Consider the following 19,992-nt stretch of genomic DNA (forward strand, 5'->3'; position numbering starts at 1 on the left):
TATGTGACTAAGAGACTGCCTTGACAGGGGGAGGCGTTTACTTGCTCGGCCAAAAAAACCAACGGTTATAACTTGCGCCTAAAAGTCATAAAGCGCCCCATTCCTCAGCAATCACTTAGCGGTTATGATGCGCTATCGCTTATTAATAGACATCCAGACATAAAGACAGCCATATAGTCAGTGGGGCTAAAAAGGAAACTATAAAACTGTCATATATCGTCAATACAACAAATTACTGACATCCCATGGAGCTGATAATGAAGAAATTTACCCCTGCACTGATCGCGCTGAGCCTGGCGACGGCTGTACCGGTATTCGCCACCGAACCCGCGGCCATTGCGCCCATTCCCGCCGCGCTGGCTCAGCATGATGGCCCGGTGCGTATCGCCGTTATCCGCAATCTGGGTTCCGATGACAATACCACGCAGTTTATCTCTGGCGTGATCGAGGAAAGTAAAAAGCTGGGCTTCAAGGTCAGTACGTTTCTGAGTAATGGCGACGACGCCCGTTTTCAGGATTTCGTCAATCAGGCTATCAGCCAGAAATACGATGGCATCATTCTGTCTCAGGGACGCGACCCTTATTCTACCGATCTGATTAAACGCATCGTCGACAGCGGCATTGCGGTTTCCGTTTTTGATACCGCCGTCAACGGCGAGATCCCCGGCGTTACCGTCACTCAGCAGGACGATGCCTCCCTGACCGACGAATCACTCGGTCAGTTGGTTAAGGATTTCAATGGCAAGGCAAACATCATCAAACTGTGGGTAGCCGGTTTCCCGCCGATGGAGCGCCGCCAGGCGGCCTATCAGCAAATCCTGAAGGCCAATCCCGGTATCAAAGAGCTGGAATCCATCGGCGCCGTTTCCTCTGATGTGCAGGGCGATACGGCCAATAAAGTGGGCGCCGTATTGGCGAAATATCCTAAAGGGAAAATCGACGCCATCTGGGGCTCGTGGGATGCATTCACTCAGGGGGCGTATAAGGCGCTGAAAGAGAACGGCCGCACCGAAGTGAAAATCTACAGCATTGATATTTCCAATCAGGATCTGCAGCTGATGCGCGAAGCCAATAGCCCGTGGAAAGTCAGCGTGGCGGTCGATCCTAAGCTGATTGGTAAGGTAAACCTGCGTTTGGTGGCCAATAAAATTGCCGGCGAACCTACCCCAGCAACCTACGAATTCAAAGCCGCCGTTATTCCTCAGGCGCTGTTGGCCAGCCAACCAGGCCCGGTAAATGTTGCCGGACTGGCTAAAATCATCCCCGGCTGGGGCCAAACGGACGATTTTATTGCGCCTTGGTTTGCAACACTGGCAGCCAAACAGGCTAAATAAGTGGAGACCAAAGATGGTATCTAGTCCTCTACCGACGCCGGAATACAGCCGCAATATGCGGCTGATCGGACACAGCGATCAAGGCGGCAGACCCGATGGCGTGCAGGTGATGGTTCATCGCGGCTACGCCTACATCGGGCATATGGTTTCACAAGGCGTATCCATTGTTGATGTACGTGACGTAAAAAATCCCAAACCCGCCGGTTTCATCGCCGCGCCCCCCGGAACCTGGAATATTCATCTACAGGCGCACGATGACCTGCTGTTGGTGGTCAATGCCCGCGATCTGTTCGCCGACGCCAGTTTTGCCGAAGAAAAAGTTTACTACACCCGTTCTGTTGCAGAGACGGTAAGCACCAAACAACAGGGCAAAAGCTGGAGCGCCGGGTTACGTATCTTTGACATTTCTACGCCGGATAAACCACGCGAAGTCAGTTTCCTGCCGCTGGACGGCATCGGCATTCATCGCATCTGGTATGTCGGCGGGCGCTGGGCCTACGTTTCCGCGTTGCTTGACGGATACAGCGACTACATTTTCCTGACCATCGATCTGGCCGACCCTAAACGTCCCGAAGTGGCCGGACGCTATTGGCTGCCCGGCATGCACACCGCCGGCGGCGAGACGCCCAATTGGCCGGAAGGCAAACGCTATGCATTGCATCATGCCATCGTCAGCGGCGACACCGCTTACGGCAGTTGGCGTGATGGCGGGTTAACGCTACTGGACGTTAGCGATCGCCGCAATCCGCAGCTTATCAGCCACCGCAACTGGAGCCCCCCTTTTGGCGGCGGTACGCATACCGCGCTGCCGCTGCCCGACCGCAACCTGCTTATCGTACTGGATGAGGCGGTACTGGATAATCAGGAAGATGGCGAGAAACTCATCTGGGTATTTGATATCCGGGAACCAAGCAACCCGGTCAGTATTGCAACCTTCCCCCAACCAGCCGAAACGGACTACGTAAAGAAAGGAGCGCATTTTGGTCCGCATAACCTGCACGAAAACCGTCCCGGCAGCTTTATTAGCTCAACGCTGATCTTTGCGACTTACCAGAACGCCGGCGTCAGAGCTTACGATATCAGCAATCCTTATCAACCCAAGGAAACCGGCGCGCTGGTGCCGGCGGCGCCGCAAAAGATGGTGGACAAGCGGCCCGGTCGGCCAAGGGTGATTCAGTCGTGTGATGTTTTTGTCGATGCCGAAGGCATTATCTACAGCACCGATTACAACGCAGGCTTATCAATTATTGAATATCGCGGCTGACATGCAGCTTAAGATAGCGATTTATAGACGCTTTTAAGCGGTAAGAAGAAATGCCTGCCTTTATCAGGAGGGCGCAGGGATAGGGCGAGTAACTGAAAATTTCTAACGACACCGAGCCGTTAGCGCAGGCAGATCCCCGCCTACTACCGCGGGGATGACGGGGGTTGTTGGCGGGGATGCCGAGGACAGCTGTCGGTAAAGACCGAGGACAGCTGTCGGTAAAGACCGAGGACAGCTGTCGGTAAAGACCGAGGATAACTGTCGGTAATGGCCGAGGATAACTGTCGGTAATGGCCCAGTGACTGCCAGTTAATGACCAAGTAACTGACAGTAATGACCAAGTAACTGACAGTAATGACTGAGGCCGTATTCGCTGATACTAAGTTTGCGCTTAATCCAGCGCCAGAATACTGACCCACATTGCGCCCTTCCCTACCGGATAACGCGCCAGCGGCTGTAATGCGCCGTCGGAACCATTAATCCGATACACCTCGATATGGTTTGATTTCTGTCCGGCAGAGATCAGGAATTCGCCGCGATGGTCAATATTAAAACCACGAGGCTGCGTCTCCGTCGGCTGATGCCCGCGCAATGTTAGCGTGCCGCCATCTTCGGATACCTGGAAAATACTCAGCAGGCTGGCGGTACGATCGCTGATGTAAAGGAACCGGCCGTTCGGCGTAATGTGAATATCCGCCGCCCAGCGCGTATCGGTGAACCCGGCGGGCATCGCGTCCAGCGTCTGGACTCTCTGCAACTTACCATCCGGCGCATTGAGCTGATAAACATCCACCGAGCTATCCAGTTCGTTCACGCAATAGGCGAAATGCTGATTGGGGTGGAACGCCATATGACGCGGCCCCGCCCCGGCAGCGGTCGTCAGTTCCGGCTGGCGATGAACGCTCAATTCCCCCGCAGGACTTAAATCATACAAGCGAATACGATCTTCTTTCAGACAGGGCGCCCAGATAACGCTGCCGCTGGGATCAATATTGGTGGAATGGCACCCTTCCAGACCATCCAACTGCTGGATCGGCTCGCCCGCAATGCCGTCCTCGCCAATCGGACTTACGCTGACGCAAGCTCCGCTGTAGGAAGCGCTGAACAGGAAACGGCCCTGACGATCGGTGGACAGATTCGTTGGGCTGCCGGGTAAAGAAGAGGAACCGGCTGCCGTCAATAACCCTTTATTATCAATACGGTAACTGATGGCGCTAAAAGCAGGACGCACGCCGACGTACAAATGGCGTTTATCAGGCGCAATCACCATGGGTTGTACCTGTCCGGGCACATCAACGACCTGTAATAACGTCAATTCGCCCTGTTTACCCAATTGCCATACATGAATCTGCTGACTTTCCGGACCTGCGACATAAACCACTTGCTGCATCGTACTCTCCTTAACTCACGCGAATTTTACTTCTCTAGCGTATCTCATCATCCCCGTATTTTGCGCCGCCTGAAATACGGTGTAACATCATCGTTAATCATCTTATTCTACCGCCACTTTGCGAGACTACTATGGCCTATCGTATAATTGCGCTCGATCTCGACGGAACACTCCTGAATCAACAGAAAAAAATCTTGCCGGAATCACTTGCTGCATTAGCGCTGGCTCGTCAGCAAGGTATAAAAGCGATCATCGTTACCGGCCGTCATCACTCGGCCATCCACCCTTTTTATCAGGCGCTGCAACTCGATACCCCGGCCATCTGCTGTAACGGAACGTATATCTATGATTATCAGGCAGGTCAGGCGTCTCATGCCAATCCAATGTCCGCCGCACAAGCGAAAAGCGTGCTGAAACTCCTGCAACGATTTGATATCCATGGGCTGATGTACGCCGACGATGCCATGTATTACCAGTATCCGACCGGGCACGTTACCCGAACTCAGGCCTGGGCTTCATCGCTGCCGGAATCGCAACGCCCGTCGTTCGAGCAGGTCGAGAGTTTATCGACACAGGCGGATTGCGCATTTTCTATCTGGAAATTTGCCACTCATCACGAGGATATCCCTACCCTAAATGATTTTGCCGGCATTGTAGAAAAAGAACTCGGCTTAGCCTGCGAATGGTCATGGCAGGATCAGGTCGACATCGCGCAAGCAGGCAACAGTAAAGGTAAGCTGCTACGAAAGTGGGTTGAAGAGCAAGGTCTCGACATGAAAGAAGTTATCGCTTTTGGCGACAACTTCAACGACCTCAGTATGCTCGAAAGCGCCGGGCTGGGCGTGGCGATGGGCAACAGCGCCGATGAAGTCAAAGCCCATGCCGACTTGGTTATCGGCCGCAATGAAGAGCCGACTATAGCAGAAGTGATCCGTACCAAAGTACTGGGATAAGCCCGCCGCCAAGTTCCCGCCGTCGGTCCCGCGCCGGCAGGCGGGGTTCTGCGGGAATAAGTCAAGGGACGGAGCTTAACGCCGTCTGCTCCCTGCCGTTTCACTCCCGTCGCCTTCATCAAGCGGTGATCGACACGCTTTTTATCTGCGCATAAAGCAGCATATTCGGGCTCAGCGCCAGTTCATCACGCGCCCACGGCGTAATTCTCGCCCACAGGGTTTGATCGCCGACGGCAAGCTTAACTTCTATTTGATCCTCAACGTCAATACACTCGACCACTCTGGCGGGGAGAATATTGCGAATGCTGCTTGCCGTCGGCGGCTGTAATACCAGCGATACATCGGCGGCCTTAATACGAATACGCAACGGCGTATTGATCGGGGCGTCAACTTTCCCCACCCACAGGTGACGCTCCCCCAGCGATAAGGCCGTCATGGCGTAGCGATCGTGATGCTCAAGAACACGCACATTCAATATGCTGCTCTGCTCTTCCCGCGGCAACCAGGGGCGTAACGCACTGCTGGCCCAGACTTCCTCCAGTATCCCCTGCGCTTTTACCTTCCCCTGATCCAATACCAGTACGCGATCCACCAGCCGAATAATCTCTTCCATACTGTGGCTAACATACAGAATGGGGACATTTACTTCTTTTGCCAGCTGTTCCAGATAAGGCAACAACTCCCGTTTTCTCGGTAAGTCGAGGGAAGCCAGCGGCTCATCCATCAACAGCAGATCGGGCGCCGTCAATAGCGCGCGGCCAATCGCCACCCGCTGTTTTTCGCCCCCCGATAGCGTCAATGGATAGCGATTCAGCAAATGGCCAATACCCAATAGTTGAACAATATCGTCAAACTGTTCCCCCATGGCGGCCGCCATGCCATAACGTAAATTACCGCGTACGCGGTAATGGGGAAATAAGCGGGCGTCCTGAAAGACATAGCCAATGCGGCGTTTTTCCGGCGGCAGGAAAATACGTTTTTGGGTGTCCACCAACACACGCTCGTTAAGCACGATACGCCCTGACTTCGGTCGGGTTAATCCGACAATCGCGTTGATTAATGACGTTTTCCCTGCTCCGGAAACGCCAAAAATGGCGGTAATGCCGCTGGCGGGTAAATCTTCTTTCACGCTGAGATGCAGATCGCCCAGTTGCTGCTCAAAATCGAGTTGTAGCATTATCCCCCCAACCGCTTGCGGCTCCAGCGCGTCAGCCACTCTGAAAGTAACAGCGACACCAGCGAGAGCGCGATTGCGATAACGCATAGCCTCGCGGCATCCGCTTCTGCTCCGGGTGTCTCAATCAGCGTGTACATCGCCAGAGGGATGGTTCTGGTCTCGCCAGGAATATTGGAAACAAACGTGATGGTCGCGCCAAACTCGCCCAAAGAACGGGCAAAAGCCAATACCGTGCCAACAACAACACCGGGAAAGGAAAGCGGTAAGGTGATAGTAAAAAAAACGCGCAAGGGAGATGCCCCCAGCGTTCGGGCCGCCTGCTCAAGATGTTTGTCCACGGCCTCCAGAGAGAGGCGAATCGCTCTGACCATCAGGGGAAAAGCGACGATCGCCGACGCCAGCGCGGCGCCGCGCCAGCTAAAACTAAAGCTGAAACCAAACCAGTCATACAGCCAGGAGCCAATAACGCCACGCCGCCCCATGGCGATCAATAACAGATAACCAATTACCACCGGCGGCAACACCAGTGGCAAATGGATAATGCTATCGAGCAGTGATTTACCGGGGAACCGAAAGCGCACCAGAATCCACGCCATCAGGATCCCCAATGGCAGGCTACAGACAACCGCCGCAACAGAAACTTTGAGGCTGAGCTCAACCGCCTGCCATTCGTAGTCACTTAACATCATTAGCGAGGCGCGAATCCATAACGTTTAAAGACTTCGGCGGCTTCCGGCGTTTTCAGATAGTCATAGAAACCCTTCACCGTCGCGTTATTATGATCTTTCACGATCGCCATTGGGTATTCCACCGGTTTATGGCTGCTGGTTGGAAATACGCCGATAACCTTAACCTTGTCGCTGGCGACAGCGTCAGAACCATACACGATGCCTAACGGCGCTTCTTCACGCTCAACCAGCGCCATCGCCGCACGCACATTATTTGCACGCGCCATCAGCGGTGAAAGTTCATCCCAGGCTTTCAGATTTTGCAGCGCTTCCTTGGCATAGATACCCGCAGGAACATGGTCCGGATCGCCAACGGCCAGACGACCGCCGTTTAACAAACTTTTCCAATCGGTTTTATCGTCGATGGCCACATCGTTGAACGAGCTGCTTTTCGGCGCAATCACCACCAGTTCATTACCCAACAGCGTATAGCGGGTAGCGGTATCCATCAGGTCTTTATCCTGAGCGTAGTCCATCCATTGCTGATCGGCGGAAATAAACATGTCCGCAGGCGCGCCCTGCTCGATCTGACGCGCTAGTGTCGACGATGAAGCAAACGATGAAACAACTTCTACATTTTTCTCTTTCTGATATTGCGTAGCAATTTCTTGTAATGCGTTAGTTAGAGAAGCTGCGGCAAATACTGTAATTTTTTCTTCCGCCGCCATTGCTGGTAATGCCACTCCTACGCTAAGCGCCAGCGCAGCGAACCATTTAACCCATTGCTTTTTCATTCCCGTCTCCCAATAACCGTCGTTGTATCAGGGATAATATAACGAAAATTAAAGCGGTATCATACGCTTTTCGGGAACCTGAATGAGTATTTGGAAGCTGGGTCAGTATTTGAGAGAAAACGTCCGGCAGGATGCCGGACATCAAAATCGGGGAATGATAAAACGAATCAATGCTGCTTTTTAGCTTCGGTATGACCGATTTTGGAAAGAACGTTAAATACTTCGCCCAAACCATAAATGGCGCCCAGAATAATAGCCATCATTACCGGCACCATAGCTACTGCAAATAGCAGGCTTGTTAATAACTCCAACATGCTTACCTCACTTATCGCAACGGTTACCGTTACGCTGGTCGTTCACACGGCGGACATTGCCGCCGCAAGCTATCGCATAATAACGGACCACAGTGTACCTCAAAAAGAGAAAATAATGCGGCCATTCGTGCGATTTGCTCATGATGAAAAAAATGACGACAATACAAATTATTAAAACTATATCTCACTCACCGTTGGTGGAACCGTGCCATGCAAGCTGAAATTCTCCTTACCCTCAAACTGCAACAACGTTTATTTGCCGATCCGCGGCGCATCGAATTACTAAAACAAGTTCGCCATACCGGTTCAATCAGTCAGGGAGCCAAACTGGCCGGCATCAGTTATAAAAGCGCATGGGACGCCATCAACGAAATGAATCAGCTAGCCGAGCAGACATTAGTCGAACGGATGACCGGCGGGAAAGGCGGCGGCGGCGCCCATGTTACACATTACGGCGAACGGCTGATTCAGCTCTACGACCTGCTCGGACAAATCCAGCAGAAAGCCTTTAATGTATTGCAGGACGACACCTTGCCGCTGGACAGCCTGCTGGCGGCCATTGCGCGTTTCTCACTGCAGACCAGCGCCAGAAACCAGTTTTTCGGCACCGTGTCGGCGCGTAGCGATCAGCAAGTGCAGCAACATCTGGATATTTTACTCGCCGATGGTAGAACCTCGCTTAGCGCGTTAATTACGCAACAAAGCGCGGAGCGCTTGCAGCTCAAGCCCGGTAAGGAAGTCTTGGTGCTGGTTAAGGCGCCCTGGGTCAATTTATGCGTGGGAACGCCCCCGGCTGCGGAAGCGGATAACGTTCTGCATGGACGAATAAAGCATATTCAGTCCGGCACTGAAAACAGCGAAGTTTTGGTCACGCTGGTTAGCGGAGAAACGCTTTGCGCAACGGTGCCCAGTCATGTCGTCTCACAGCAACGGTTTGAACTCGATCAGGATGTCTGCGCCTATTTCAACGCCGACAAAGTCATTATTGCGACGCTGTGCTGAACACGCCCCCAGTCTGATAAGCCGTTGTATCCGAATTTTACACTCGCCGTAGGAAGGTAGAAAAATGTCGTTGTTGAAAATATCGCAAGGGTTATTCCGCTTGAGCGACACCCGCATGCTGCGTCTGGATGAGCTAACGATCGGACAACATCAATGCTGGGCGTTTGTCGGCGCAAACGGCAGCGGGAAGTCGGCGCTGGCCCGAGCTTTGTCCGGCGAGTTACCGTTACTGAGCGGTGAACGCCAGAGCGACTTTCAGCGCATTACCCGGCTATCGTTTGAACAACTGCAACAGTTGGTCTCCGATGAATGGCAGCGAAATAACACCGATATGCTGAGCGCCAATGAAGACGATACGGGGCGTACCACCGCAGAGGTGATTCAGGATACGATAGAAGATCGGGCGCGTTGCCGGCGGCTCGCACGGCAGTTTGGCATTGAACATCTGCTGGATCGCCGCTTTAAGTACCTTTCCACTGGCGAAACACGTAAGACCATGTTGTGTCAGGCGCTGATGCCGCAGCCGGATCTGCTTATTCTTGACGAACCCTTTGACGGCCTGGACGTCGCCTCACGTCAGCAACTGGCCGCACACCTGCCTGAACTGGCCGATCAGGGATATACGCTGGTGCTGATCCTGAATCGCTTTGACGATATTCCCGATTTTATCAATCAGATAGGAATTCTGGCCGACTGTACGCTAACCCGCACGGGGGAACGTGGAGACCTTCTTTCAGAAGCGCTGATCGCCCAGTTGGCCTACAGTGAAAAACTGTCCGGCAGCGTCCTTCCCGAACCGGAAGATCCTAAACGGCAGGCGAAACTGCCCGCCGATGAACCGCGGATTACACTGCGCAACGGCGTCGTACAGTATAACGATCGTCCGATACTGCATGGGTTAACGTGGGAAGTGCTGCCCGGACAACACTGGCAGATCGTCGGCCCGAACGGCGCGGGGAAATCCACGCTGCTTAGCCTGATTACCGGCGACCACCCGCAAGGTTACAGTAACGATCTCACCCTGTTCGGCCGACGACGCGGCAGCGGAGAAACCATCTGGGATATCAAACGGCATATCGGTTATGTCAGCAGCAGTCTTCATCTTGACTATCGAGTCAGCGCCAGCGTGCGCAACGTTATTCTTTCCGGTTTTTTTGATTCTATCGGAATTTATCAGGCGGTTTCCGATCGCCAACGCCTGTTGACCGAGCAGTGGCTGACCCTGTTGGGCCTTAATGGCGCGATTGCGGATACGCCGTTTCAGTCTCTGTCCTGGGGCCAACAGCGGCTAACGCTGATTGCCAGAGCATTGGTTAAACACCCGGCATTACTGATCCTCGATGAACCCTTACAGGGACTGGATCCGCTTAATCGGCAGCTAGTCCGCCGCTGGCTGGATATCCTGATGAGCGAAGGCGATACGCAACTGCTGTTTGTTTCCCATCATGCGGAAGACGCGCCGCTGTGCATTACGCATCGTCTGACGTTCGTTGCCAGAGACGATGTCTACGACTATCAAACCGAAGAGATCACGCCGACGCACGTTATGCGGCAATAGGCAATAAAAGTCATTTATCAGGATTCCGATTGATTTCCTCACTGCATAGCAGAATGCTGTGCAGGTTATACATTACAGGAAAACATGTGAGTGATAACGCTACCACTATCAAAACGTCAAAGTAGAAAAAGTGTTTATTCAAACGATGATGTAACCTGAATATATGTTTTCCACTTAAAAAATTTATCAATAACAGGCGCTGTTTCCCGCTGCAGATCACCTTTTTCAGCTTCAGGCCATGTTATTTTTTCTAAAACTTTAAGCAGAGGTCATTATGAACGTTCTCGTTACGGGTGGTAGCGGTTACATAGGAAGCCATACCTGTGTGCAGTTACTGGTCGCCGGACATCATCCCATCATTCTCGACAATTTATGTAATAGTAAAGCCAGCGTGGTTAAAACCATCACGCGGCTGACGGGAAAAACGCCTGATTTTTATCAGGGCGACGTACGCGACAACGCGCTGCTGAATGACATTTTTTCCCGCCACGCCATCGATGCCGTGATCCACTTCGCGGGCCTGAAAGCGGTAGGCGAGTCGGTTCAGAAACCGATCGACTATTATGAAAACAATGTCTACGGTACGCTGACGCTGGTTGAAGCCATGAAAAAAGCCGGCGTGAAAAACCTGATTTTCAGCTCGTCCGCCACCGTTTATGGCGACCAACCCCGTATCCCCTATCAGGAAAGTTTCCCGACCGGTCACCCTGCCAGCCCTTATGGCCGCAGCAAGCTGATGGTCGAACAAATTTTGCAGGATTTGCAACACGCCGAACCGGACTGGAGCATCACGCTGCTACGCTATTTCAACCCGGTAGGCGCTCATCCGTCCGGCGAAATGGGCGAAGACCCGCAGGGTATCCCCAATAACCTGATGCCTTATATCGCCCAGGTTGCCGTCGGCCGCCGCGAATCACTGGCCGTGTTCGGTAATGACTATCCGACGGAAGACGGTACCGGCGTGCGTGATTACATCCATGTCGTCGATCTGGCCGACGGCCACGTCGCCGCCATGAATACGCTGCAAAACCGCGCCGGCGTTCATATTTATAATTTAGGCGCGGGCGTTGGCTATAGCGTGTTGCAGGTCGTTGAGGCGTTCAGTCAGGCATGCGGCAAACCCGTTGCCTATCACTTCGCGCCACGCCGCCAGGGCGATCTGGCCGCCTATTGGGCCGATGCGGAAAAAGCCGCCAGGGATCTGAACTGGCGGGTAAAACGTTCGTTGAAAGAAATGGCGCAGGATACCTGGCGCTGGCAGTCCACCCATCCGAATGGTTATCCAGACTGAAACCCCATTCCCCTCGCCGGCGTTAACAACCGTTAACGGCCAAGGGGATTGGGTTGATTGAAACGGCCGTCAGCCAGGTAATCACCGTGACCGACGGTCAAAGCCGTTGTGATTTGTAACATAAAACGCTGGCCCGGCCAGCGGCAGCGTGGCATCGATCTCAGAAAACGGAAACGCCGCCATGCAGAATGCCAATTGTCGACTGCAAGCCATGTTTATGATGGCATCCACGGGAGCCGATCATGTTGAATGAAAAAACTGCCGCGCTGGCGCCGGATGGTCAGCCGTTTCAATTAACCACGTTACAGAATCTGGCTGGTATGCGCGTCAGCTTAATGGATTGGGGCGCCACCTGGCTTTCCTGCCAGCTTCCCTTTCCGGGCAGCGGCATTCGGGAAGTGCTGCTGGGATGCGCATCGCCCGAACAATATCCGCAGCAACAGGCCTATCTGGGCGCATCAATCGGCCGTTATGCCAACCGCATCGCCAATGCCGCGATCCATCACGGAGACGAAGTATTTCATCTGATAGCCAATCAGGGGGAACACCAGCTACATGGCGGACCGGAAGGCTTCCACACCCGACGCTGGCGTATTCTCAATCAGGATGCATCGCAGGTCACTTACCAGTTGAACTCGCCGGACGGCGACCAGGGATTTCCCGGGCAGCTTAACGTACAGGTATGCTATCGCCTAACCGAACATAACGCGCTGGAAATCGAGTATCAGGCCGTGGCTGAGAAACCCTGCCCGGTATGCTTAACCAACCATGCCTATTTTAATCTTGATGGCAGCCAGACGGATAGTCGCAAACATCAGCTGCAATTATTTGCCGACTATTATTTGCCGGTCAACAGCGCGGGTATTCCCGGCGACAGCCTCGCTCCGGTAAAAGAGACCGGAATGGATTTCCGACAACCCAAGTCATTGGCAAAAGATTTTCTGCGCGATCGGGATCAGATCGCCGTCGGCGGCTACGACCATGCTTATCTGTTGCACCGAACCTGCGGGTCCAGCGAAAGCCCGGCGGCTAACCTGTGGTCATCCGATGGGCGCGTCATGATGAGCGTCTTTACCAGCGCGCCTGCCTTACAACTTTATAGCGGAAATTTTCTGGCCGGCACGCCATCGCGAGAAGGCGGCGCCTACGAAAATTACGCAGGCATCGCGCTGGAAAGCGAATTCTTGCCGGACAGCCCCAACCACCCGGACTGGCCGCAGCCGGACTGCTGGTTAAAACCGGGAAAAGTTTACCGCTCCGATACGACGTACCAGTTTTTTTCTCAGTAACCGACAACCTGGTCGTCCCCGCCGGCGCGGGAATGACGCAGAAGAGTACCCGTCATCTCCGCGGCGGCAGGAGGTCCCGCGTGACAGAAAAGATCCCGCCTCGTCAATTTACAAATCTCTGCAATTCCCCGCTTGCCCGCTTCTGTTTCCGGCTATTACACTGCCATTACATTCAGTAAGGATTTGTTATGTCAGCATCCCGTTTATCGCCATCGTTGATTCATCATCTGCGTAACAAAGGCAGATGGGGATGGCTATTGGCGTTATGCTGGCTGTTTCTGAATGCTCAACTGGCCCTCGCCGGACATCAATGCGACCTGGGCATCAGCAATGTTTCTCCTGCCGTGCAGCATCAGGCGCACCTGCAGCAGTCAATGCCTCACTCCGTACATCACGATGCGATGCCAACACACTCGGCTGAGCAGCAAACGCCGCTGTGTGAAAAACACTGTGTGCCGGATACGGTCAAACAAGACAATGCCTCGCTAACGTTACTGGCGATCCCGGTCAGTAATGAGCTGATCCTGGCCGATCAACCGCGTGAAGCAAACTGCGCCAGCAATACCTGGTTCTCCCCGCCTGTTGCCGGTCCCCCGGCCGAAATACGTTTCTGCCGCTTCATAGAATAGCTCAACAACCAATAACCCATTTGCGCCGCTTGGCGTAATCGTCTGTTATTTCTTGTTTTTATGGAGCTATTACTATGCGTACCACTTACGTTGCGTTTATCGCCGGTTTATTCCTGTCCGCCCCGCTATGGGCCAACGAACATCAGCACCATGCGATGAGTTTGCCCGCCGCCTCCACGCCAAAGGTCTATCAAGCCAGCGGTGTCGTTAAACAGTGGGATACTCAGAGCGTGACCCTCTCCCATGGGCCGATTACCGACCTGCATTGGCCGGCCATGACCATGGCATTCAAGCTGCCCGATCCCTCCGGTGAATTTAAGCCATTGCCGGTGAATACACCCGTCGCGTTCAGTTTTATACAAAGCGACAGCGGCTATACCCTGACCAGCATTACGCCACAGCAATAAACCGAGGAACGACTATGTCCATGCACCTCTCATCAAGAGCGTGGCTGGCGATGTTGCTGTGGCTGCCTGCCGTATCATTTGCGGCAGATCTGGATCTTGATCAGGCTTTACAGGCGGCGGAGCGCTACTCCGCCGATCTGTCGGCCAATAAGCATCAGATTAGCGCGCTGCAAAACATGGCCGACTCCGCCACGCAACTCCCGGATCCCCAACTCAGATTCGGCGTAGAAAACCTGCCGTTAGGAGGAAACAACGGCAGCCGGCTGACGCGCGAAGGCATGACGATGCAACGCATCGGCGTCATGCAAACCTATGTCAGCAGCAGCAAACGCGAGAACAAAGCGCAGTCGTTCCGCGTGGAAGCCGCTAGCCTGCGCAGCAACAGTGAGGCCATCCGCGCCCGCCTGCAACGGGAAACCGCGCAGGCCTGGCTGGAACTGGCGCTGTCACAGCAAACCCTGAAAGAAGTAAAATCGCTGGTTAACGAAAGCCAGCGGCAGATTCCGTTGCAAAGGGCCAGCGTCGTCGCCGGCGGCGAAGCCAGCAGCGTGCTGGACGCCCGTCTGACGCTGGCGGCGATGCAGGACAAACTGGCCGATGCGGAACGGGATGTGCAAATCGCGCGGGCCAGGATGGTCCAGCTTACCGGCATAGCGGATATCAATATCCGCGGCGCACTCCCCCGCTTCGAGCGTTTACCCGCGTCGCCGGATGAACTAAGCAAAACGATTCATCTGCACCCGGAAATGCAGCTGGCGCAGCGCGAATCCGAACTGGCTCAGGCACGCGCCGCGCAATCCGCGGTGGCGGCCACCCCTGATGTGGGCGTCGAACTTTACTACGCCAAGCGCGGAGACGACTACGACGATATGGCCGGAATCATGGTGACGGTCGATCTGCCGCTGTTCAAATCCCAGCGCCAGGATAAAGACTACGCCGCCGACGTGGCGCGCACTCAGGAAGCCCGCGACAGAGTGCTGTTGACCGGCAGGGAGCATCAGGCGCAGCTTGAGACGCTGATAGCACAGTATCAGGCCGCCCAGTCGCGTTGGCAGCGTCAGAAGAATGAAGTGCTGCCGCTCCAGCAACAGCGCATCAAGCTGATCCAGACCCAGTACCAGTCCGGCAGCAGCGATCTTGCCGCGGTACTGGAAGCCCGCCGCTCACTGCTCGAAAGCCAGATTGACGCACAAACTACCGCGCGGGAAATGGCTCAGCTTTGGGCCGCCATCCGCTATCTGACGCCACAGGGAAACCCATTGCAATGAATAAACCACTCTCAATCAGTCTGCTGACCCTGGCGATCGCCAGCGCTATCGGCGTCGGTTATTTCTGGGGCAGTCAACAACATCGAACGGTTGCGACAGACGCTCAGCCCCAGAGCGAACGCCCGGTTCTGTATTGGTATGATCCGATGGTGCCGGATAAACGCTTTGATAAACCGGGCAAATCGCCGTTTATGGATATGCAGCTTATTCCCCGCTACGCCGATGAAGCGCAGGATGACGGCGGCGTCACCATCAGCGCCCGCCAGCAGCAAAATCTGGGGGTTCGCACCGCACCGGCGGAGATACGAACCATCAACACGCAAACGCCCGGCTATGGCACCGTGACGCTCAATGAGCGCGGGCTGCATACGATAGTCGCGCCCAGCGGCGGCATTGTCGAACAGCTTAACGTGAATGCGCTGCAACAGCAGGTTAAGAAAGGGGAAACGCTGGCGACATTGTGGAACCCCGCCTGGACAGCGGCACAGCAGGAATATCTGGCGGTACGCCAGCTCGGGGATAGCGCGCTGACGCAGGCTGCGCGTCAAAAACTGGCTCTGCAGTTCATGCCGGAAACCGTGATCCGCCAGGTGGAGCGTAGCGGACAACCGCAATCGCGCATGACCATTACCGCGCCGGAAGCCGGTTACGTGAATAAGCTGGAAGTGCGGGCGGGAATGCAGTTAACCCCTGCGCAGCCGTTATTCGAGCTGGCCAGCCTGGATCCCGTCTGGGTAGAGGTGGATTACCCGGAAGTACAGGCGGCGCAGCTAACCATCGGCGGAGAAATGAGCGCCAGCAGCAGTGCCTGGCCGGGAATAACCTTCCGCGGCACCATTGGCGAACTGTTGCCGATACTGGACAGCACGACGCGAACATTAAAAGCGCGCGTCGTATTGGCGAACCCCCAGCAGCAACTAAAACCGGGCATGTACCTGTCGCTGCAGGTTGCCGGCCAAAAACCACAGCCGCGTCTGATGATCCCGCAACAGGCATTATTGATTAGCGGTACTCAGAACCGGGTCTTGCTAAGCGAAGGCGATGGCCACTTCGTTCCCCGTAAGGTCACCGTCGGGGTCGTGCAGAACGACTGGGCGGAAATCACCGACGGTCTTCAGGAAGGCGACGCCGTTGTCACCTCAGGCCAGTTCCTGATCGACTCCGAAGCCAGTCTGCGTAGTTCTCTTGCTCAGTTTGGCGACGAACAGCCGGAGGCATCGCCCCAGGGAAATAGTGAGCAGACCGCTGGCGGTCAATCGGGCTACCAGACGCAGGGGATAATTAAAGCCATCAACGGTAATCAGCTGACCATTGAGCATGATGCGGTTCCGGCGCTTAACTGGTCTCCGATGACCATGGACTTCACCCTGCCGCAAGGTGGCCTGCCGCAAGGTATTAACATCGGCAGCAGGGTCAGCTTTCGTTTCATCATGGATGATAGCGGCATTCATATACAGGAAATCTCGCCGGTCGATGCCGGACATGGAGGCCACCAATGATTGCTTATGTCATCCGCTGGTCGTTGAAAAACCGGCTGTTGGTGCTGTTGGCGGCGTTATTGATGGCGGCCTGGGGGATAATGTCTCTACAGAAAGCGCCGCTGGATGCCTTACCCGACCTTTCAGATGTGCAGGTGATTATCCGCGTCAGCTATCCGGGCAAAGCCCCGCAGGTGGTGGAAAATCAGGTCACCTACCCGCTGACCACCACCATGCTGTCGGTGCCGGGGGCGAAAACGGTGCGCGGTTTTTCCATGTTCGGCGACGCTTACGTCTATATTCTGTTCGAAGACGGCACCGATCCCTACTGGGCCCGCTCCCGCGTGCTGGAATATCTCAGCCAGGTGCAGTCCAGTCTGCCCGCCGAGGCCAAAACCTCCCTTGGCCCCGATGCCACCGGCGTCGGCTGGATCTATGAATATGCCCTCGTCGATCGCAGCGGTACGCATAGTCTGGCCGATCTGCGCGGCATACAAGACTGGCTGCTAAAATTCGAGCTGAAAACCATCCCTAACGTCGCCGAGATCGCCAGCGTCGGCGGCATGGTAAAGCAGTATCAGGTGGTGGTCGATCCGGAACGGATGCGTACGCAAAATATTACCCATCAGCAAATCATTAGCGCCATTCAGGCGGCGAATCAGGAAAGCGGCGGTTCGGTACTGGAATTGGGTGAAGCGGAATATATGGTGCGCACATCCGGCTATTTGCAAAGCGCGCAGGATTTCAATCAGGTCGTCGTTACCATGCGCAACGGCATCCCGGTTTTACTGCAGGATGTCGCCACCCTGCGGGAAGGGCCGGAAATGCGCCGGGGCATCGCTGAACTCAATGGCGAAGGCGAAGTGGCCGGCGGCATTATTGTCTTGCGCTATGGCAAAAATGCGCTGGAGACGCTGCATGCGGTTAAAGCCCGGCTCAAGGACATTCAGAAAAGCCTGCCGGCCGGCGTGGAGATCGTTCCCACCTATGACCGCTCCCAACTGATTGAGCAGGCGATCAAAACCCTGAGCCACAAGCTACTGGAAGAGTTTGCCGTGGTTACCGTTATCTGCGCGCTCTTTCTGTTTCATTTTCGTTCGGCGCTGGTGGCGATCATCAGCCTGCCGCTGGGGATCCTGGGCGCGTTTATCATCATGCGTTATCAAGGCGTCAACGCCAACATCATGTCGCTGGGCGGCATCGCGATTGCGATTGGCGCCATGGTGGATGCGGCAATCGTAATGATAGAAAACATGCACAAAGTGGTTGAACAGTGGCGGCATAACCATCCGGGGAAAACCCCGCAGGATAAGGAATGGTGGCAACTGGCCGAACGCGCGGCGACCGAAGTCGGCCCGGCGCTGTTTTGCAGCCTGCTGATCATCACGCTGTCATTCATTCCGGTTTTTTCGCTGGAAGCGCAGGAAGGACGGATGTTCTCGCCGCTGGCCTTCACTAAAACCTATGCGATGGCGGTCGCCGCCGGACTAGGGATCACCCTGGTTCCGGTACTGATGGGCTATTTTGTGCGCGGAAAAATTCCTGATGAACAGGCTAATCCGCTAAACCGTTGGTTGATCGCGTTATACCACCCGGTGCTGCAGAAGGTACTGAGCTACCCGAAAACCACCCTGTTGATCGCCGGCGGCGCACTGTTGCTCACCCTGTTCCCGCTTAGCCGCCTTGGCAGCGAATTCATGCCGCCGCTGGATGAAGGCGATCTGCTCTATATGCCATCGACCCTGCCCGGGATTTCCGCCCGGGAAGCGGCCCGCCTATTGCAGCAGACAGACCGGCTGATCAAAACCGTTCCCGAAGTTGAATCGGTTTTTGGTAAAGCAGGCAGGGCCGAAACCGCCACCGATCCGGCGCCGTTAACCATGCTGGAAAGCACTATTCGCCTGAAACCGCGTGAGCAGTGGCGGCCGGGAATGACCATGGACAAGCTGATTGCCGAACTGGATAGCACCGTCAACGTACCGGGGATCGCCAACGTTTGGGTACCGCCGATCCGTAACCGCCTGGATATGCTGGCAACCGGTATCAAAAGCCCGGTGGGCATCAAGGTAAACGGCAATAACTTGCAGGATATCGAACGCGTAGCCGCGCAAATCGAACAGGTAGTGAAAAACGTGCCGGGGGTAACATCCGCTCTGGCCGAACGCCTGGCCGGCGGCCGTTATATCGATATTGATATCGATCGCCAACGGGCGGCCCGCTACGGCGTTTCGGTGGAAGAGTTGCAGTCTCTGGTATCAACGCTGATTGGCGGACAGAATATTGGTGAAACCATTGAAGGCCGCCAGCGTTATCCCATCAACATCCGCTACCCCCGCGAGTTGCGCGACTCGCTGGAAAAGCTGCGCGATTTACCGGTAGTGACCGACGGCGGCGCTCGCGTCACGCTGGCCGAATTGGCCGATATCCGCGTCAGCGAAGGCCCGCCGATGCTGAAAAGTGAAAATGGCCGCCTGTCCGACTGGATTTATGTCGACCTGCGCGGCCGGGATCTGAAATCCGCCGTCGAGGAGATGCAGCAAACCGTTGCCCGGCAGGTAACGTTGCCCGAAGGCATTTCACTTAGCTGGTCCGGGCAATTCGAATACCTGGAACGCGCGACGGAGAAAATGAAAATTGTCGTTCCGTTCACGCTGCTGATTATTTTCGTACTGCTGTACGTCACGTTTAACCGCATCAGGGACGCGCTGCTGATTATGGCTACCCTGCCCTTTGCGTTAATCGGCGGGGTCTGGTTGCTCTATATTCTCGGCTATAATCTCTCCGTTGCCGGCGCGGTAGGGTTCATCGCTCTGGCCGGCGTTTCGGCGGAATTCGGCGTCATTATGTTGCTCTACCTCAATCATGCCGTGGAGAAACACCGCGTGGCGGGGCAGCCGTTATCCCGGCAGCAATTAATGGATGCCATTCATGAAGGCGCCGTACTGCGCGTGCGGCCTAAAATGATGACCGTCGCGACGATCATGGCCGGTTTATTGCCGATCATGTGGGGCGGCGGCAGCGGCTCAGAGATTATGCAGCGCATCGCCGCCCCGATGATTGGCGGTATGGTCAGCGCCCCGCTGCTTTCCATGTTGGTGATCCCGGCGGTTTATCTGTTATTGCACAAGAATGATTCGAATCGGCTGAAACGATAAAGCAGAGCGTGATTTTGAGCA

At 54.9% G+C, this 19,992-nt stretch carries 17 protein-coding genes; 12 read left to right on the forward strand and 5 right to left on the reverse strand.

Annotation, left to right across the window (positions count from 1 at the left end; genetic code table 11):
- Positions 1-257 precede the first annotated feature (257 nt).
- Positions 258-1,334: a sugar ABC transporter substrate-binding protein gene (locus ACN28R_RS11950; protein WP_048635604.1), complete on the forward strand. Its 1,077-nt coding sequence runs from the start codon at positions 258-260 to the stop codon at positions 1,332-1,334.
- Between the two features lie 13 nt (positions 1,335-1,347).
- Positions 1,348-2,598 (forward strand): LVIVD repeat-containing protein, encoded by a 1,251-nt coding sequence (locus tag ACN28R_RS11955; protein WP_048635605.1) that lies wholly within the window; start codon positions 1,348-1,350, stop codon positions 2,596-2,598.
- Between the two features lie 391 nt (positions 2,599-2,989).
- On the opposite strand, the gene pgl is transcribed toward ACN28R_RS11955, so the two are convergent.
- Positions 2,990-3,988, reverse strand: coding sequence for a 6-phosphogluconolactonase (gene pgl / locus ACN28R_RS11960; protein ID WP_048635606.1), 999 nt, complete (start codon positions 3,986-3,988; stop codon positions 2,990-2,992).
- Between the two features lie 131 nt (positions 3,989-4,119).
- Here pgl and ACN28R_RS11965 point away from each other — a divergent pair, with 131 nt between their 5' ends.
- Positions 4,120-4,941 (forward strand): pyridoxal phosphatase, encoded by an 822-nt coding sequence (locus ACN28R_RS11965; protein ID WP_095834534.1) that lies wholly within the window; start codon positions 4,120-4,122, stop codon positions 4,939-4,941.
- Between the two features lie 118 nt (positions 4,942-5,059).
- Here the strand turns inward: ACN28R_RS11965 and modC are convergent, their stop codons facing one another.
- From modC to ACN28R_RS11985, 4 genes are all read right to left on the reverse strand, one after another.
- Positions 5,060-6,118, reverse strand: coding sequence for a molybdenum ABC transporter ATP-binding protein ModC (gene modC, locus ACN28R_RS11970; protein ID WP_048635608.1), 1,059 nt, complete (start codon positions 6,116-6,118; stop codon positions 5,060-5,062).
- Positions 6,118-6,807: a molybdate ABC transporter permease subunit gene (gene modB / locus ACN28R_RS11975; protein WP_048635609.1), complete on the reverse strand. Its 690-nt coding sequence runs from the start codon at positions 6,805-6,807 to the stop codon at positions 6,118-6,120. The genes modC and modB overlap by 1 nt, the downstream gene beginning before the upstream one ends.
- Positions 6,807-7,580 (reverse strand): molybdate ABC transporter substrate-binding protein, encoded by a 774-nt coding sequence (gene modA, locus ACN28R_RS11980; RefSeq protein ID WP_048635610.1) that lies wholly within the window; start codon positions 7,578-7,580, stop codon positions 6,807-6,809. The genes modB and modA overlap by 1 nt, the downstream gene beginning before the upstream one ends.
- 167 nt (positions 7,581-7,747) lie before the next feature.
- Positions 7,748-7,894, reverse strand: coding sequence for an AcrZ family multidrug efflux pump-associated protein (locus ACN28R_RS11985; RefSeq protein ID WP_048635611.1), 147 nt, complete (start codon positions 7,892-7,894; stop codon positions 7,748-7,750).
- A 210-nt stretch (positions 7,895-8,104) separates the two neighbouring features.
- Between ACN28R_RS11985 and modE the strand changes: the two genes are divergently transcribed.
- The 9 genes from modE (at position 8,105) to ACN28R_RS12030 (ending at position 19,971) form a co-directional block, all read left to right on the forward strand.
- The gene (gene modE / locus ACN28R_RS11990; RefSeq protein WP_048635612.1) at positions 8,105-8,896 is read left to right on the forward strand and encodes a molybdenum-dependent transcriptional regulator; all 792 of its coding nucleotides are present in this window, start codon (positions 8,105-8,107) and stop codon (positions 8,894-8,896) included.
- Between the two features lie 64 nt (positions 8,897-8,960).
- Positions 8,961-10,454 (forward strand): molybdate ABC transporter ATP-binding protein ModF, encoded by a 1,494-nt coding sequence (modF, locus tag ACN28R_RS11995; protein ID WP_048635613.1) that lies wholly within the window; start codon positions 8,961-8,963, stop codon positions 10,452-10,454.
- A 274-nt stretch (positions 10,455-10,728) separates the two neighbouring features.
- A complete protein-coding gene (gene galE, locus ACN28R_RS12000; protein ID WP_048635614.1) occupies positions 10,729-11,745 on the forward strand; it encodes a UDP-glucose 4-epimerase GalE in 1,017 nt (338 codons plus the stop codon).
- Between the two features lie 242 nt (positions 11,746-11,987).
- Positions 11,988-13,034, forward strand: coding sequence for a galactose-1-epimerase (gene galM / locus ACN28R_RS12005; RefSeq protein WP_048635615.1), 1,047 nt, complete (start codon positions 11,988-11,990; stop codon positions 13,032-13,034).
- A 188-nt stretch (positions 13,035-13,222) separates the two neighbouring features.
- The gene (locus ACN28R_RS12010; protein ID WP_048635616.1) at positions 13,223-13,663 is read left to right on the forward strand and encodes a hypothetical protein; all 441 of its coding nucleotides are present in this window, start codon (positions 13,223-13,225) and stop codon (positions 13,661-13,663) included.
- 74 nt (positions 13,664-13,737) lie between these two features.
- Entirely contained in the window at positions 13,738-14,070 is a 333-nt protein-coding gene (locus ACN28R_RS12015) for a copper-binding protein (RefSeq protein WP_048635617.1), read from the forward strand.
- A 14-nt stretch (positions 14,071-14,084) separates the two neighbouring features.
- Complete coding sequence (locus ACN28R_RS12020; RefSeq protein WP_375153873.1) at positions 14,085-15,338, forward strand: TolC family protein; 1,254 nt, start codon at positions 14,085-14,087, stop codon at positions 15,336-15,338.
- Positions 15,335-16,837, forward strand: coding sequence for an efflux RND transporter periplasmic adaptor subunit (locus ACN28R_RS12025; protein WP_048635618.1), 1,503 nt, complete (start codon positions 15,335-15,337; stop codon positions 16,835-16,837). The genes ACN28R_RS12020 and ACN28R_RS12025 overlap by 4 nt, the downstream gene beginning before the upstream one ends.
- Positions 16,834-19,971 (forward strand): efflux RND transporter permease subunit, encoded by a 3,138-nt coding sequence (locus ACN28R_RS12030; protein ID WP_048635619.1) that lies wholly within the window; start codon positions 16,834-16,836, stop codon positions 19,969-19,971. Before ACN28R_RS12025 ends, ACN28R_RS12030 begins: the two co-directional genes overlap by 4 nt.
- Positions 19,972-19,992: the final 21 nt, after the last annotated feature.

It is taken from the genome of Brenneria goodwinii (genome assembly GCF_002291445.1).
Classification (GTDB): domain Bacteria; phylum Pseudomonadota; class Gammaproteobacteria; order Enterobacterales; family Enterobacteriaceae; genus Brenneria; species Brenneria goodwinii.